At 43.9% G+C, this 16,300-nt stretch carries 10 protein-coding genes; 2 read left to right on the top strand and 8 right to left on the bottom strand.

The features are described 5' to 3' along the window. The first annotated feature begins 65 nt into the window (after positions 1-65). Complete coding sequence (gene glgP, locus ACEW9O_RS22270; RefSeq protein ID WP_373552416.1) at positions 66-1,685, top strand: alpha-glucan family phosphorylase; 1,620 nt, start codon at positions 66-68, stop codon at positions 1,683-1,685. 111 nt (positions 1,686-1,796) lie between these two features. On the opposite strand, the gene ACEW9O_RS22265 is transcribed toward glgP, so the two are convergent. From ACEW9O_RS22265 to ACEW9O_RS22255, 3 genes are all read right to left on the bottom strand, one after another. Further along, positions 1,797-2,882, bottom strand: coding sequence for a hypothetical protein (locus tag ACEW9O_RS22265; RefSeq protein ID WP_373552415.1), 1,086 nt, complete (start codon positions 2,880-2,882; stop codon positions 1,797-1,799). A gap of 314 nt (positions 2,883-3,196) precedes the next feature. Beyond that, the gene (locus tag ACEW9O_RS22260) at positions 3,197-3,730 is read right to left on the bottom strand and encodes a hypothetical protein (protein ID WP_373552414.1); all 534 of its coding nucleotides are present in this window, start codon (positions 3,728-3,730) and stop codon (positions 3,197-3,199) included. Between the two features lie 316 nt (positions 3,731-4,046). Beyond that, complete coding sequence (locus tag ACEW9O_RS22255; protein WP_373552413.1) at positions 4,047-7,952, bottom strand: dockerin type I domain-containing protein; 3,906 nt, start codon at positions 7,950-7,952, stop codon at positions 4,047-4,049. A 567-nt stretch (positions 7,953-8,519) separates the two neighbouring features. Here ACEW9O_RS22255 and ACEW9O_RS22250 point away from each other — a divergent pair. Further along, positions 8,520-9,605, top strand: a complete 1,086-nt coding sequence (locus ACEW9O_RS22250) for an NAD-dependent epimerase/dehydratase family protein (protein ID WP_373552412.1) — start codon at positions 8,520-8,522, stop codon at positions 9,603-9,605. Positions 9,606-9,755: 150 nt separating this feature from the next. Here the strand turns inward: ACEW9O_RS22250 and ACEW9O_RS22245 are convergent, their stop codons facing one another. From ACEW9O_RS22245 to ACEW9O_RS22225, 5 genes are all read right to left on the bottom strand, one after another. Next, positions 9,756-10,679, bottom strand: coding sequence for a hypothetical protein (locus ACEW9O_RS22245; protein ID WP_373552411.1), 924 nt, complete (start codon positions 10,677-10,679; stop codon positions 9,756-9,758). 96 nt (positions 10,680-10,775) lie between these two features. Then, positions 10,776-11,447 (bottom strand): hypothetical protein, encoded by a 672-nt coding sequence (locus tag ACEW9O_RS22240; protein ID WP_373552410.1) that lies wholly within the window; start codon positions 11,445-11,447, stop codon positions 10,776-10,778. Positions 11,448-11,560: 113 nt separating this feature from the next. Beyond that, positions 11,561-13,690 (bottom strand): RHS repeat domain-containing protein, encoded by a 2,130-nt coding sequence (locus tag ACEW9O_RS22235; protein ID WP_373552409.1) that lies wholly within the window; start codon positions 13,688-13,690, stop codon positions 11,561-11,563. Beyond that, positions 13,687-14,229 carry a hypothetical protein gene (locus ACEW9O_RS22230; RefSeq protein WP_373552408.1) on the bottom strand — a complete coding sequence of 181 codons (543 nt, stop codon included), beginning with the start codon at positions 14,227-14,229 and terminating at the stop codon, positions 13,687-13,689. The genes ACEW9O_RS22235 and ACEW9O_RS22230 overlap by 4 nt, the downstream gene beginning before the upstream one ends. Before the next feature lie 87 nt (positions 14,230-14,316). Further along, positions 14,317-16,287 (bottom strand): RHS repeat domain-containing protein, encoded by a 1,971-nt coding sequence (locus ACEW9O_RS22225; protein WP_373552407.1) that lies wholly within the window; start codon positions 16,285-16,287, stop codon positions 14,317-14,319. Between the last annotated feature and the right edge of the window lie 13 nt (positions 16,288-16,300).

Here is a 16,300-nt window from a genome sequence, read left to right as displayed (position 1 = left end):
AATCGCTGCGGTAGCCTCAACCTTCTCAACCTTCTCAACCTTCTAAACCCTCTTAACACAACTTTATGGCAACCCAAACAAATCCTTCAGTAGCCTACTTTTGTATGGAGTACGGCTTGGACCAATCCTTCAAAGCTTACGCAGGTGGTCTCGGCATTCTGGCGGGCGACTACATGAAAGGCGCCAAAGACCACAATTTCCCGATCGTTGGCATTGGCATCAAATGGAAACAAGGCTACACCGATCAGCGGATCGACCCCATGGGTAAGCCTTATGATACCTACCACAACTACAACTACGACTTCATGGAAGACACTGGCGTCAGTGTCACTGTGGAAATTCGTGGTCTGGAAGTGGAATGTAAAGTGTGGAAACTCGAAGCCTTTGGCAACGCGCCACTTTACCTGCTGGATACCGACATCCCCGGCAACAACGACACTTGGGTGACTGGGCAATTGTACGGTTGGTTTGGTGAAGAACGCATTGCACAGGAAATTGTACTCGGTATTGGCGGCATCCGTGCCCTGCGCAAACTGGGCATCAACGTAGATGTGTACCACTTCAACGAAGGGCACGCCCTTTTCGCCGGTTTTGAATTGCTGCGCGAAAAAATGGAAGAAGAAGAACTGGATTTTGACGAAGCGGTGGATGCTGTGAAAAGTGAGGTCGTCTTCACCACCCATACCCCCATCTTACAGGGCAACGAATCGCACCCCATCGAGCGCATCATGTACATGGGCGCGAATATGCACCTGACTTGGGAGCAATTGGAAGAACTGGGTGGCAGCCCTTTCAACATGACCGTCGGAGCCCTACGTTTGTCCAAAAAATCAAACGCCGTAGCGCAATTGCACGGAGAGACCTCCAATAAAATGTGGGCGGAAATTGAAGACCGTTCGGAAATCATCGCGATCACCAACGCCATTCACAAGCCTACCTGGGTGGATCCAGCGATGATTGCCGCAGCTGAAAATGACGGCGACCTTTGGGCGACCCACTTGCAAAACAAACGTTCGATGATCGATTTCATCGAAGCCAAAACGGGGCACCGCCTGGATGAGGACAACTTGATCATTGGTTTTTCCCGTCGTGCTGCACCGTACAAGCGCTCCGATTTCATTTTCACCGATCCTGATATCATCGCACCGCTGCTGGAATCGCGCAAGGTGCAGATCGTTTTCTCCGGCAAAGCGCACCCACTGGATGATACGGGCAAAGGCATTGTGGCGAACCTGGTGAAAATGGCCCGCCAATACCCCAAAGCGGTCATCTTCCTCGAAAACTACGACATGGCCATCGGGCGGATGCTCACCCGTGGCTCGGATATTTGGCTGAACAACCCGCGTCGCCCGCTCGAAGCGAGTGGCACTTCTGGCATGAAGGCAGCCATGAACGGGGTACTGAACTTCTCCATCCTGGATGGTTGGTGGCCCGAAGCCTGCGATCACGGTGTGAACGGCTGGCAGTTTGGTGATGCTTACGAGAACGAAAAAGACGAAGAAAAACACGATGCTCATGACCTGAAAGCAATGTACAATGTACTGCTGAAAGAGGTGATTCCAACGTATTACGACAACCGCAAAAAATGGGTCGCAATGATGAAGGCGAGTATCCTGAGTACGAAGGACCAATTTGCGGTGAAACGGATGCTGGAGGAGTATTTTGAGTTGTTGTATAAGGCGTAAAAAGCTTTGATGCAAAATAAATTGGGAGGGTTTGGGGTGTTGCAAAAAGAAGCACCTCAAACCCTTTTTGTATTTCAATATGGAATAAGCGAAAGCGACGAGTGAAGTTGTCTATTTCTTTACATATCCAAACTCAATCAACTGTTTTGACATCATTTCACTCATTGCCAAATTCAGTGTTTTATTGTTTAACTTCGGTTGTACAGTAATCTTCAAAAATTCTTCCACCTTTTTTGTGTATGTTTCAAATCCCTCGGCATAAGTCTCTCTTTTTCGTGAAAATTCCAACAGCTTAAATTTCAATTCTTTTGGGCTCAAATTTCGCCACTTTTCTGGTATTTCGGAGTCATCAAATTGATTGATTTCCCAATTGCTTTCATTGAATTTGTCAATGATGTCTTTTGCTTTCTTCATTCTTCCATATCTGTAGATTATCATGTCTCTAAATGCTGGAGAAACTTCACCTTTCGAGTCAAATTGCTTTATTTTTTCCTCTTTTTTTTCGTCAGAATAGGTGGATTTGTAGTCGAAATAAAATTTGATCAAGGTATGATCATAAGGTGTCTTAAATTCATCGGTGGCTATTCCCTGGTCAATGTTGGCATAAATCCCGTTTCCCAGCTTTGCGGCTTTTTCCCATTTTTCATAAATTCCTTTGCCTTTTTCGCCACAGTAAATGGTGTTGAGGATTATGCCTTTTTGTATTGCCAATAGGATGGATTCCTCAAAATTTACTATGCCTTGGTCAAATGGTTCATTTCCTGCCATGATTATACATTTGAAAATAGCTTTATCCTCCCACGACAGACTATCCAATGCCTTCTTAATCGCCGAACCACTAAATTCATTCCCTCCTCCTATCTCCATTAACCACAGTTTCTCAGCCACTTCATCAACATCATCGTTGAAATCTACAACTAATTTCACATGACCATTTTCGGCATATTGATGGTTGCCATAGGAAATCACTGCTATTTCGATTACCGTCTTTAAGTCCTCTTTTTGAAATCCTTCGACAAAAGAAATGGTCTTCCAAATTTCATTTTGCGCCTGACTCAACAATCCATCCATGGAACCGCTTACATCTAAAATCAGACACAATTGAATTTTGGAAATTGAATCTGCTGGCGTCGGCTCTTTTGCAAATGCGATGGATGCCAATAGCATTGAAATGAGGATTGAGGTTGCTTTTTTCATCTTGCATCTATTGTGTATTAACAGCTTATTTAAATAGATGCAATCCCATTTTTTTTTGACAAGCTAATACGGGATTATTTTCTGTGGTCGAATCAAATACACGCTTATTTCTTTATCAAAAGAGGTTCATCCTTTAGTTTAAGCGTTCATTTAAGTTTTTTGAGCACATTGGTAGATACCCACTGCTAATAATCCCGCTAATGCAAAGACCAGCTGGTTTAAGTCTTCCCTCTCTAAGTTTCAAGTCGAACGCTAGTACAATGTCTCCAGACTTGACTTGAGTTAGTGAGTCATAAGTTAATGTTCTATACATTTTATCTCTTTTTAATTAGATAAAATGTATAGAATGTACCATAATCATCTTTAAAACTAAGTCTTTTCCTAATGTTTATACTTAGGGTATCTGGAGGATAAGATTGCCCCATATAAATAAGATGGAAGCCACCACTGCCGCTTCCACGATGATGACCGTCTCCTTCTTCAACGTCCCATTTTATTAAGTATTCAGTCTCATCAAGATTTAGCTCTCCAAAATCATCAATTTTTATAACTATTTTAGTTTCAGGGAAAATCTTTATTATTTTCTGCCAATTCTTAATTTCATATTTCCAAGCATTTTCCGTCCATGTCTCGCCAATGATAAAACCTTTTATTGCGGGATCATCAAAAAAAGGTTTATATTCAGCTATAAATATTTTATTCTTTTTTGAAGCTTCAATAGAGCCTGACACCTGCATGTTAACAGTCTTAACTTCAATTAGACTAAAAACCTTAAAGCCTAGCATAGCAGTAAAAATTATTATGCTAGCGATAAGTAGCCACTTTAACTTTATCTGCTCCTTGCTCATCTTGATTGTAGTCACTAATCTATTTATATTGTTTACTACCCCGCACGAGTATTGTCCCTCCGCTCTTCGGGTTCAACGCTAGTACAAGTGTCTATTCTCGCATCTCATGATGCACAAACATGCAAAATATTTTACAAAGGCAACAATTTTTTTGGTGGCGAGCGTTTGTTTTCGTACACCTAAGACACTCATTGTCTTTTTATTACGCACGTCTGGAGACTTGCCGATAATGGTACAGGTCTCCAGACCTGTACCATTATCGGCAACACGATATTTTTGATTTTGCTTGTAAGACTTGGAATAGAGGATACCCCCATCAATTCACCATCACCAACCTCGTAACAACCTGCTGCCCATTTTGGCGAATGATCACCGAATAGGTCCCTGCCCCCGGCAAATCCTTTTGAGCATACGCAAAGTTATTCTCGCCCACAAACAAGTTTACCCGATCCTGCCGGACTGTCCGGCCATAGGCATTGATGACATGCAGGGTAGCTTCGCCACCACTCGGGCTGGACCAGGTTATTTGCACTTGGTCGCGGAAAGGGTTGGGATGAACTGACAGTACTTTAAAGTCCAATTGTGGGCGGATCGGCATTGATTCAGCCCCGTTTTTAATGATGCTGGGGCTCAACTGAGTCAAGCCATTCGTTTCTACATTGCCGTTTACATCCCCCAGTTTGATGCCGATGAAGCGTGCGTCTGTCACCGAACGATCCAGGTCGTTGAATTGAATGAACCAGGGAATTGCCTCTGCCCAGGGATTGCTGGGGTCTTTGAAGCGGTGTTTGGCATCTACAAACAGCCAGCTTTTACCGCCCTCAAAGATGGTGTCCAAATTCAAAATGATCTTCCGAATTTTGATCATATCGATGGTGGAGACGGTACCGGATTGGTTCACATCTGCGGCTAGCAATTGATAAGGAGAGGTCAGTAGTTGTTTGCCCAAAATGTGTTTGGTGATGAGCAAAAGGTCAAATGTCGTGACTCCATTGCGGGCGTCATCCTTTTTATCTGCGGTCAGGGTATAGTCATAACCTTCAGCAAGTCCTTGCATCAGGTAATCACCCGTTTGTACACTTACGGCTTTCAATTTTTTAGCCCCACTACTTTCGACTACTACGCCACTCAGGTTGAGGCCCAATTCAGTGCGCGTATTCCCCTCGATGATCAGGGTGTCGCCAGGGTCTTTGCACAGGTTGAATTTGTTGTCCTGCACCTTGATGTAAGTCAAACAATAATCGTGGTTGGGGCCGGGAGGGCTGAGCTTGGTATTGATGGCGCTGTCCCAGGCGTGCAATTCCACTTCGGTCAAACCCAAATCGTCGCAGGTAAGGATGATGTAATCCTGGTTGATGTTGGCTTTTTCACCTTTGCGATTGATGGAGTAACGCACTGGCCCGGAACAAGAATCGAAGCTGGGGCTAGCCAAAAGTTCTTTGGCCCAAACAATTGTTGAGGCTCTATCGACATCCCCGTCGCCATCGACGTCGGTATTCGGTGGCAGTTCGCTCAACTCGGCAGACAAGCCATGGATACAAGTGACTGAGGGTGGTTTGCAATCCACCACTTTAAATTTGACATAACCTCTGCCCGTATTGCCACAAGCATCGGAGACTTTGATCTCCAACTGGTAATCGCCTTTGGGCACAACTCCGGTAAACAAGTACTTGGGGTAACGCCCGAATACCCGCCAATTGGTTTGGCTGCTGCTGGAGCTTTCGTTGATTTCCAATTTGAGGTCGGTATCAATATTGAGGTTATTCGGGTCGCAAGCTTCCTGTATCCCAACCGACAATACAATATCGGCTTTACAATCGCTGCGATTGATGCAAAAAGACACATTGGATTCGGTGAACACCTGTGGGGCTTCCGTGTCCACCACTTTGATGATTTGGGTATAGGTCCATTGTCCGGTAGGTTTCCGGTTCAGTTTTTCCCAATATCCTTCGGGATTGCCGCCACAAGCCCGGGAGTTGGCCAATGGGAATTTGTTCTTTTCATTGTTGTCGGCATCAAAATAAGCACTGCCGTCGCGGCGAACAATCACCCACACATCGTCTTCACCTCCGGTGCCATCACAATCGATGTCCCGAGGCACGGGAATAACTTCGTCCCCATCCACGTACTGGCACCAGTTGATGACATTGTAGGTTCTGAAAATTTTGTAACACTCTACACCATCGCCCTGGTAGCGCTTATCAGTGACATTGACGGCCAAAATATCACAGGCCAGTTCAAAGGTACCAATGGTATCTGGGCTGGGATCTTTGCAATATTCGATGTAATCCTTGGGGAATTTGATCATGTACTCATGCGCAGGGACTATAGTGATCCATTGTACACAGGTATCGGGCGATTGATTGCCAGATTCATCCCGTGCCAAAAATTTACGTTTAACCGTGCCTACTCCGCAATTATTGATCTTCACCACCGGATCAAATTCGATCCATTCGGCTTTGAAACAATTGTCGCCTACCTGAGGTGCTCCAAAGTACCTGGCGATGGTGCTGCGGTTTTTAAAATCAACTCCTTTGGGCAAACGATCACAATACACGGTGGTGTCTTTGGGTGCCCGGCACCAGGGGGGCATTTTGTCTTCGATCCATACCGTCGTCCAGCAATAATCCGCATTGCCTGACGCATCGGTTGCCCGCAACTCCACTTTGACGTAGCCTAAAGCAAGGTCGCAACAAGTAAAAGTCAGGATCGAGTCCCAACGGCTTACCCTCGGCGTATCCAGTGGATTGCAATTCTCATCTAGGGTAATCGGGCGGCGGATGTGGAGTTTGGCCAATTTGCAATTGTCCTTACTGCCTTCGTCAACGTCTTCTGCACGCAGCTGGGCATAACCCGCTTCATTGAGGCTGATGTTGATTTTATCGTCACAAATAGCTACCGGGCTGATTTTGTCCTGTACTTCCAGGTGGATGGTGTCTTTGGCCTCATTGTGGCAAGCATCACGCACCGTATAAATGAGGAGATGGCAGCCAACGGGCAGGTTGCTAATGTAGCGTTTCTGTGCCCCACTATTTGTAAAACCTAAACGCACCGGAGGTTTGGGATCGATGGCCAAGCCAAGAGTGTCCCGACAAGTGTCGGTCCAGATTTCGGCAGTCCAGGTGTAGCCCGAACAGGCGTCCGATACAACCGGTGCCATCACTTCAATACCCGCCGTACAATCAAAGGGGCTGGTAGAAGTGCTCAAAAAATCATGGTGGTAGGGAAGTTTCAGGATCGGTTTGTCCACATCGCCCACTTTGATGACTTGGCGAAGCTCAATGGAGGTTTTTTTGCACCAATCTTTGATGATCCAACGCCGAAGTACTTTATAAGTGGTGGGGCATACCTCGAAACGGGTATCAACATAGGTAGAGCTGAGCCCACAGGAAGAATCAACGGTGATCAAATCTATTTTGCCCTGGTAATTGATCACATATGGATAGCCACTCACGTCGGGATGGATGTTCCCGTTTTTATCTTTTTTAGGGTTGTTGTTTCCGGTGCAGGTATTGATACCCACACTGTCCGGTAACTGAATGGAGGCCAGCGGCGCACGAAGCAGGGTGATGAACTGTGGATCTGTATCTTGGTTGCCCTTGGCATCGCTGGCAAAAAACAGGCGCCGAATGATGATGGTGTCGCAGTGGTTGTCGTAATAAATGGCATCGATAAAGCTGCGAATCTTCAAGGTTCTTTTGTTGCAATTGTCCTTAAGGGTCGCAATCCCAAAACTGTCCGTACTGCTCAGGTTCTGGTAAATATTCGTGATCTCGTCACAAAAAATGAAGAGGGTAGTATCGGCAGGTGCGGTTACGACTGGGGCCATTTTGTCCTCGGCGGCGACAATACCCCAGCAGTTTATAAAGGAGGTACAAGACTTGGGATTCTTGATATTGACGATAAAGCGGAAATTGCCGCAACCATCGACCGTGTCGCGGTTGAGGGGATTTTCATCGTCCACAAAAATTTCGTAATCCTCTGCCGTTAAGCAAGCCCCCGAACCTTCCAAAACCAAGGTAGGTGTAAGTACAAACTGACAGTTCGAGTCCAGTGTAATGTGTACGGTATCAATACATCCTTGATTCACAGTAGTCCGTACGGATGGTGCAGTTTGTACTCCGGGTACAAGGGAAGTCGACAACTTGTGACCAAAGCTGCCGAGTAGCAACATAGCTTTGAAAGCTATCGCTACGGGAATTAGCTGAAAAAAACTGCGCATGCCGATCTTATTCTTTCAATCGATTCCTAGAGCAACAGCCTCAATAGTTATTGCTCTTCATCAAATGAGATTATGACAAAAAAATTCATTCAAAGGATTGTTACCGAGCTTCTTAATCTGAATGGCCAAAACAACGGCTAGGAATGCGACCACGAAACCTTTGACTCTCTCTCAGGTTTCCTATGTCAAAAAATTTTATGCTGTAAAAACCTGTAATCACACTTGCAGGCGGCTTTTTTATGGGTATTTCCGGCAATCACTCGTGATGTGATCCAAAAGGGGGTAGGACCGGATGTCACAATGGCGGTAAATATACCCAAATAATTTTTATTTGTGAAAGAAAAAATATGACCTTAACAATTGTGTTTTTGCTTCTATACCTAAAATACAGGCGATTGTGTTAGTTTTGACCATTAGGGGCGATAAAAAAATAAGTGATCATTTTGCCAGAGGATTAGATAAGTAAACGTTTCATTTCAAGTGCCTTATCTAATCCTCTGGCTCAGGAAAAATGATCACTTATTTTTGCCCCACTACTTAGGTTTAAACAAGTTTTTAATTTGTTTTATGGGTACACCCTCATTTGATCAGACCTTGCCGATCCTCATTACCGGGGGGTCGGGTTATTTGGCATCCTGGATCGTCAAATACCTCGTCGAGGCGGGCTACTATGTACGCACTACGGTACGGGATAGGCAGGATGAACGCAAAATCGCCCACCTCAAGCGGATTGCGGCGGCTGGCCCTGGTCGGCTGGAGTTTTACGACGCAGACCTGATGCGCCACGGCGACTTCAACAATCCGATGCGGGGCTGTGAGATTGTCATCCACACGGCTGCCCCTTTTTTGATTGGGAAAATTAAAGACCCACAGCGACAATTGGTCGATCCGGCCTTGGAGGGCACCAAAAACGTGTTGTATTCAGCAGGAGAAACACCATCCGTCAAACGGGTGGTCATGACTTCCAGCGCGGTAGCAGTGTATGCGGAAGCCCGCGAAATAATGGATCAGTCCAGCGGGGCTTTTGATGAACGCAACTGGAATTTGATTTCCGACCTGCATTACGACCCCTACGGCTATTCCAAAACCCTGGCCGAAAAAGAAGCCTGGATCATCGCCAATCAACAACGGCAATGGGATCTGGTTTGTATCAACCCAACTTTTCTATTTGGACCTACCCTCTCCGGGCGGGGCGACAATGTGAGTGTATCCACCATCCGCCAATTGATGAATGGTGAGTTGCGTTTGGGGGCACCTCAACTCTATTTTGGGGTAGCCGATGTGCGGGATGCTGCACAAGCGCACCTATTGGCTGCCTTTACACCCGAGGCCAATGGTCGTTACCTGATTTGTGCCGAAACCATGAGCATTTTAGGGATAGCTGCTGTGATGCGTGCCTCGACTTCGCTCGGCAACCATGCCTCGACTTCGCTCGGCAACCGTTTTGGCGATGCGTTTAAACTACCCAAACGGCCCTTGTCCAATTGGTTGTTGTACCTGATTGGCCCCTGGGTGGGTTTTAGTCGGCGTTTTTTGCGGGGGAATTTGGGCTATGCGCCGCAGTTTGATGTGTCGCGGAGCATTGAGGAGTTGGGCTTGAGTTATCGGCCGGTGGAGGAGACGATTGTGGATATGGTGGAGAGTTTGCGCTAGCACTAATCAGCTTAAGTGAGTCTTCAGTGCCTTAGGTTTCTTATGTGGTGAAAAAGAAAGAACCTGTGAGAATTAAATTTTCACCACCTAAGGAACCATAGACACTAAAGGCACACCTTAGTAGATACAGCGGAGCTGCTTTGAAGTATGTTAATCTCTTCCCGATACAAAACCGTGAAAAAATATTGTCCAACAAGTCCTCCGCCGAAATCTCCCCAAGTACGCCCGTGCGTAGTACTGATTCTCCTGAATGATTTCATTGTCCGTTCCAGCCGTCACATTCAGCACACCATTGTCGTTTTTGTCGGTAAACATAATACGAGTATTTCCGAGATGGTCACGGATGGCGTACTCGTAACGGAAGACCAGGGTGCTACTGCCTGTACCCACGTTGGTATTGTACACCCGCCCCTCTGCATGGAAAACGGCTTCCAGGCGGGCACTATTGTATTCAATGCCGCCCAGGTAGTTTTGGATGTAGAGGGTGGTGGTGCCTTGTTTTACTGTTTTGCGCAGTTTGTTGCCGCCGCCGTCGTATTCTATCTCGATGGTATTGCTGCCAAAGGTCAGCAAGCGAGGTAAATTGAAGTAGTTGTAGGCAATGACGGCTCCTTTAGAGGGTTCGTTGGTCACGTTACCTGCCGCATCATAGCTGTAAGTACCACTGCTGTAATATTTGAAACCTTTGTCGCGAAAAGTGGTGTTGGCCACCGATTCGGTAATGCCCGAAATTTGGTTGCTGTTCAGGGTGTAGGTATAGTTCAGGTCATCAATCTGGCCTGCCGAGCCCCCCGCTAAGCCATATCTGTCCAAAGAAAGAATGTTTCCATTGAGGTCATAACTTTGATATTCGGTATAGCGATCCAGGTTGGAATAAGTGGAAGTTCCTTTTTCCCCATAATATGCTGCGGTCAGGCGGTTGAGGCCATCATACATGAAGCCGTAGGTGGGGGTTACACTTTGTCCCTGGGTGCGCGATTTGATCATGGTGATGTTGCCATTGTAGTTGGCATTTTGGCCATTGGCGTAATTGGAGTTTAAAGATTGATCTCCGGTGCCGTATACTAGTTCCATGCCCCAGGCATCTGGGTGTTGTAAGTTTAGCTTTCCGTATGGAAAACGGCTTCAAGACTGGTCTAATGTTTGCATTTGGAAGTAGCAATGGTTAGACTAATTAGTGTCGACTGCTGTTTTAATCATTTTTAGCGCATATATATTTTTTTTATGATCGTAACTATATATTTTTTCTTCTTTTAGAAATTTTCGATCAGTATCATAAAAAACATCAATGCTATATTCACTAATTCTACCTCTGATATAAGCGAATTTGATCACACTTTTTTCACCTATAGATACGATTTGTAAATTCTGAACATCATAAGATTCTTCTACTGGTAATTGTTCCACAAGAGCCGGTTCTATAGTTATTTCATGTATAAAAGATAACCATGCAAAATTATCAATATTTATTCCGCATGCTTTGATGGACTCTATTAATCCATTTACAATTAATTCTCTACGATCTTCATTTTTTTGTAAATTAATCTGATAAAAAATACTCTTGATTATAAAAGAAGTATCTCTAGCAATTGTGTAGGTTGTCTTTATTTTCCCTTGATTATTCTTATCAAAGGTTAAATTTAGAAGTATGCTTGTATCAGAACTCGAAGCAAATTGCAAATCAGCATCGTATTCCCTTTGTAACCATTTTTTTACTTCAGGGAAATCATTTTTAACAGTAATCAAACGCTCTTTATTTGCAGAAAATTGAGCACAAGAGAGCGCACAAGCCATCATTATTAGTTCAATAAAAATAAACTTAATATTTAAATAGTTACGCATGTTTTTAATTTTTGACATCTCCTACAATTCACTATATGAGGTTTCAATAAGGAACTTTTGAGCTTATGAATAAACCTCACATAGTGAAATAAGTAGTAGGTTGAATTAATTTTTCACTTTTTTGAGGGATGTTTGACCACTAACTTTTCAGGTTTCTGGATTTCTCCTCCTCTCCCTCCTGGAGCATATTCAAATAGAGTTCTATCTCTAATAAATTTAGCTGCGATTTGATAATTAGTCTTAACATATGTAAAGGTTTCAACACTCACCCCTCCATTTACTTTTTTCTTATATTTTATCAAAATATCTTTAGAATCCTCACTCCACGTATAGTATCTATGGCTATTTTTGAAGCCAGTATCAACTAAATCAACCCCATCCCAAGCATTGGCACCATTAGAATAATCCTTAAAATGACCTTTTTCCCTTGCCTCAGGATACTTGTCTCCTGCTAAAGCATTAATGACTGCATCTACTTCGTTTTTAGAGTTTTTCCCATAGTAATCTTTCATGTATGAGTCTAAATTCTCCTGACTGGCTCCTTGATAAATTGAGTTATTATACATTACAAGTTCCTCAAGAGATTTAAGCCTGCTTTTACCATCTTTTATAAAATTCATAACAATATTGGCCATAATATATGACTCTGTTTTTTCTCCTGATGACTCACTATAAATGGTTGCTGCAAATGCGAGGAATAGGTCATGACTTATTCCTAATGACTTCGAATTGTGAAAAATTAATTTTCCATCTTTGCCTGTAGATACTTTATTTGCTACATAAACATCGTCATTATCTGTGCCGTCATCTCCTAAATAATTCCCACTATAGTCATAATACACGGCCATACCATCTGGATCTAAAAACACCACAGGGTTATTTAATGTAAAATTATAAGGTGTATGCTGTGTAAATTTTTCTGCAAGTAAATCCACCCCATTCCACCTCCCAATACTCGCATCATACCACCTCGCCCCATAATCACTCCAATTCAGCCCAAAATCATCATTGAGTTCCTTCGAATTATATTGATACTTCGTATCCCGTGCCGCCGCATCATTCATCCAAGCTCCTTCCTGGTTCATCCCAAAAGGGTAGTACTGGTTCTCTTGAATGATTTCATTATCCGTTCCAGCAGTTACGTTCAGCACCCCATTGTTGTTTTTGTCAGTGAACAAGATACGCGTATTACCCAAGTGGTCACGGATAGCATATTCGTAACGAAAAGCTGGGGTAGTGTTGCCCGTACCCACATTCGTATTGTACACCCGGCCTTCTGCATGGAAAACGGCTTCCAGATGGCCACTATTGTATTCAATGCCACCGAGATAGTTTTGAATGTAGAGCGTGGTGCTGCCTTGTTTTACGGTTTTGCGCAGTTTGTTGCCGCCGCCATCGTATTCTATTTCGATGGTATTGCTGCCGAGGGTCAACAAGCGAGGTAAATTTAAGTAGTTGTAGGCAATGACCGCTCCTTTAGAGGGTTCGTTGGTCACGTTACCTGCCGCATCATAGGTGTAATTACCACTGCTGTAATATTTGAATCCTTTGTCGCGAAAAGTGGTATTGGCTACCGATTCGGTAATGCCGGAAATTTGGTTGCTGTTCAGGGTATAAGTATAGTTCAGGTCATCGATGGCACCTGCTGAGCCCCCTGCTAAGCCGTATCTGTCCAGGGAAACAATATTCCCATTGTCGTCATAGGCTTGGACTTCGGTATAGCGATCCAGGTTGGAGTAAGTGGAAGTCCCCCTTTCTCCATAATATCCCGCCGTCAATCGGTTGAGCCCATCGTACATAAAACCATACGTGGGGGTTACACTTTGACCCTGGGTACGCGATTTGATCATCGTGATGTTGCCATTGTAATTGGCATTTTGGCCACTGGCGTAGTTGGAATTTAAGGTCTGATCTCCAGGGCCGTATACCAGTTCCATCCCCCAAGCATCTGGACCCAGGCTAGCTGGATCATTGATGCGGGTTAGCCAGTTGCGGATGTTGTAGGTGTAGTCGACGGTTTGTACAAAGAGGGTGTTTTTTTTGTGTAGTTTTTTGGTGGCTAGCAAGTCTAGCTCGCTGTAGGTACTTTCGCTGATTTGGATTTCATTGCCTGCATCTACTTTATGGAATGCACGCAGTACTCGCCCAGCGTGGGTGAACACTTGTACCAGCGGGTACAACTCATGTTGGGCTGAAAAAGCGGGCGGCTTATTCCAATGACACACTTGCGCCAGTAGGTTCATTCTAAATTAAGATCTTCCCTAACAAACATTAGACCATCACTGCTTTCTAGTGCAACTACTCCTAGTTGCAGAGAAAAAAAATAAGTACTTTGCTCGCTCATCGAAAACCCAATAGGCTTTAATGTAAAGGGATATAAAGTGGTTCTATTTATCACCATAGGAGCTTCCCAATTTATATAAAACATACGATCGTAAAGAAATACTTGAGGAGTTTTAAATTTTTTCTTTTTAATTAATAACTTCCAAGAATTTTTTTGACTTACACACCAAGAGTTTCCATTTTTTTTAAACTTAAAGAAATTATTTACATTATTAGTATCTCTGGAAAAAATCCCTCCTTCTATATAGATATTACTATTTAAGTAAATTCGTTTTGAGACAAACTCTCTATCTTTTCCATAATAGGATACAAGCTTGCCATCTATCAAAACTGAGTCTGGTTCATGTACAATAAACTTATACCTATGCGTATTAGTTTGTCCAGTAGCAAAAATATTTGCCAAACACCACAACATTCCTAAAAGCATTGTATTCTTCATAGTTAACAAATTAACGCATATAAAATAACGGCTATTAATGGCCATTAAAATGCTTTGTGAAAATTTAACTACGTAATAAATTGATTATTAATCCTTAACCTCTTTAGCCGTTATATCTGATAATTCCTGACGATGTTTCTTTTTTTCCTCTTCCACAGTAGTTCCATTATCTTTTGCTCGCTTAGCCAAATAAGCGGCATAACCAGTAGATTTTTCTGCACCTTCCCAAGCTAGCCCCTCCAGTTGATTATCTGTATATCCAAGGTTGTTATCAGTATTGTATTCTTTAAGAGCTGTCACTATTTTTTCTACATGAGAACTAAATAAATTATGATTATCATCATCATTTGCTAAGGTTGTACTGCCAATAAAGCCATGAACTGCCTCATGAATTAGCGTTTTTGCCAATGCGATCTCACTTCTTTCATAAGTTTTAGTATATTTTTTATCACCTTCTCCAAATTCATAAGTCCTTTGTGGGTTTTTCTCCGAATAATAAGAATAGGCTTCTGCCCCAATAAGTTTTTTTGATTTGCCTAATGTTTCAACTTTAGCCGAAAAGGTTGTACTAGCCCGAGCGCCTGAACTTATTTTTGAATCATTAACATCTAATCTAAAGTTGTATACTTTTGAGTCTTTATACTTTGACAACGCAGAATTATACGCCGAATTACCCGTAATCAGCTTATTGTATATATTGTAATGAAATGATTTTATAAACTCAGCAGAAGGAATAATATCATTTCCATCGATATCCACAAAGCGGAGTAAATTATTTTTCGACATAACATAAGGGGATATAGAGACATAATTAAATGAATGAGGATCCACCCCATTCCATCTCCCAATCGCCGCATCATACCACCGCGCCCCATAATCGCTCCAATTCAGCCCAAAATCATCATTCAACTCTTTCCCATTGTATTGGTACTTCGTATCCTTCGCCGCTGCATCATTCATCCAAGCCCCTTCTTGATTCATGCCGAAGGGGTAGTACTGGTTCTCCTGAATGATTTCATTGTCCGTTCCGGCGGTTACGTTCAGCACACCATTGTCGTTTTTGTCGGTGAATAGAATACGTGTATTTCCGAGATGGTCGCGAATGGCGTACTCGTAACGGAAGACCAGGGTGCTACTGCCTGTACCCACGTTGGTATTGTACACCCGCCCCTCTGCATGGAAAACGGCTTCCAGGCGGGCACTATTGTATTCGATGCCGCCCAGGTAGTTTTGGATGTAGAGGGTGGTACTGCCTTGCTTTACTGTTTTGCGCAATTTGTTGCCACCGCCATCGTATTCTATTTCGATGGTATTGCTGCCAAGGGTGAAGAGACGGGGCAGGTTCAGGTGGTTGTAGGTGATGACGGCACCTTTGGAGGGTTCGTTGGTCAGGTTGCCTGCGGCGTCGTAGGTGTAAGTACCACTGCTGTAGTATTTGAATCCTTTGTCCCGGAAAGTGGTATTGGCTACTAATTCAGAAATGCCAGAAATCTGATTGCTGTTGGGTGTATAGGTATAGGTTAGGTCATCAATTATGCCTGCTGAGCCTCCTGCTAAACCGTATCTATCCAGGGAAACAATATTCCCATTGTCGTCATAAGTCTGGACTTCGGTATAGCGATCCAGGTTGGAATAAGTGGAAGTCCCTTTTTCCCCATAGTACGCTGCAGTCAGGCGGTTGAGGCCATCGTACATGAAGCCGTAGGTGGGGGTTACACTTTGTCCCTGGGTGCGCGATTTGATCATGGTGATGTTGCCATTGTAGTTGGCATTTTGGCCACTGGCGTAATTGGAGTTTAAGGTCTGATCTCCGGTGCCGTATACTAGTTCCATGCCCCAGGCATCTGGACCGAGGCTAGCTGGATCATTGATGCGGGTTAGCCAGTTGCGGATATTGTAGGTATAATCCAGGGTTTGTACAAAGAGGGTATTTTTTTTGTGTAGTTTTTTGGTCGCCAGCAAGTCTAGCTCACTGTAGGTACTTTCGCTGATTTGGATTTCAGTGCCTGCGTCTATTTTATGGAATGCACGCAGTACCCGACCAGCGTGGATGAACACTTGTACCAGCGGG

This window comes from Haliscomenobacter sp. (genome assembly GCF_041740695.1).
Classification (GTDB): Bacteria; Bacteroidota; Bacteroidia; order Chitinophagales; family Saprospiraceae; genus Haliscomenobacter.
Note: the sequence above shows the minus strand (reverse complement) of the source record. Positions and strands in the feature narration are given on the sequence as shown.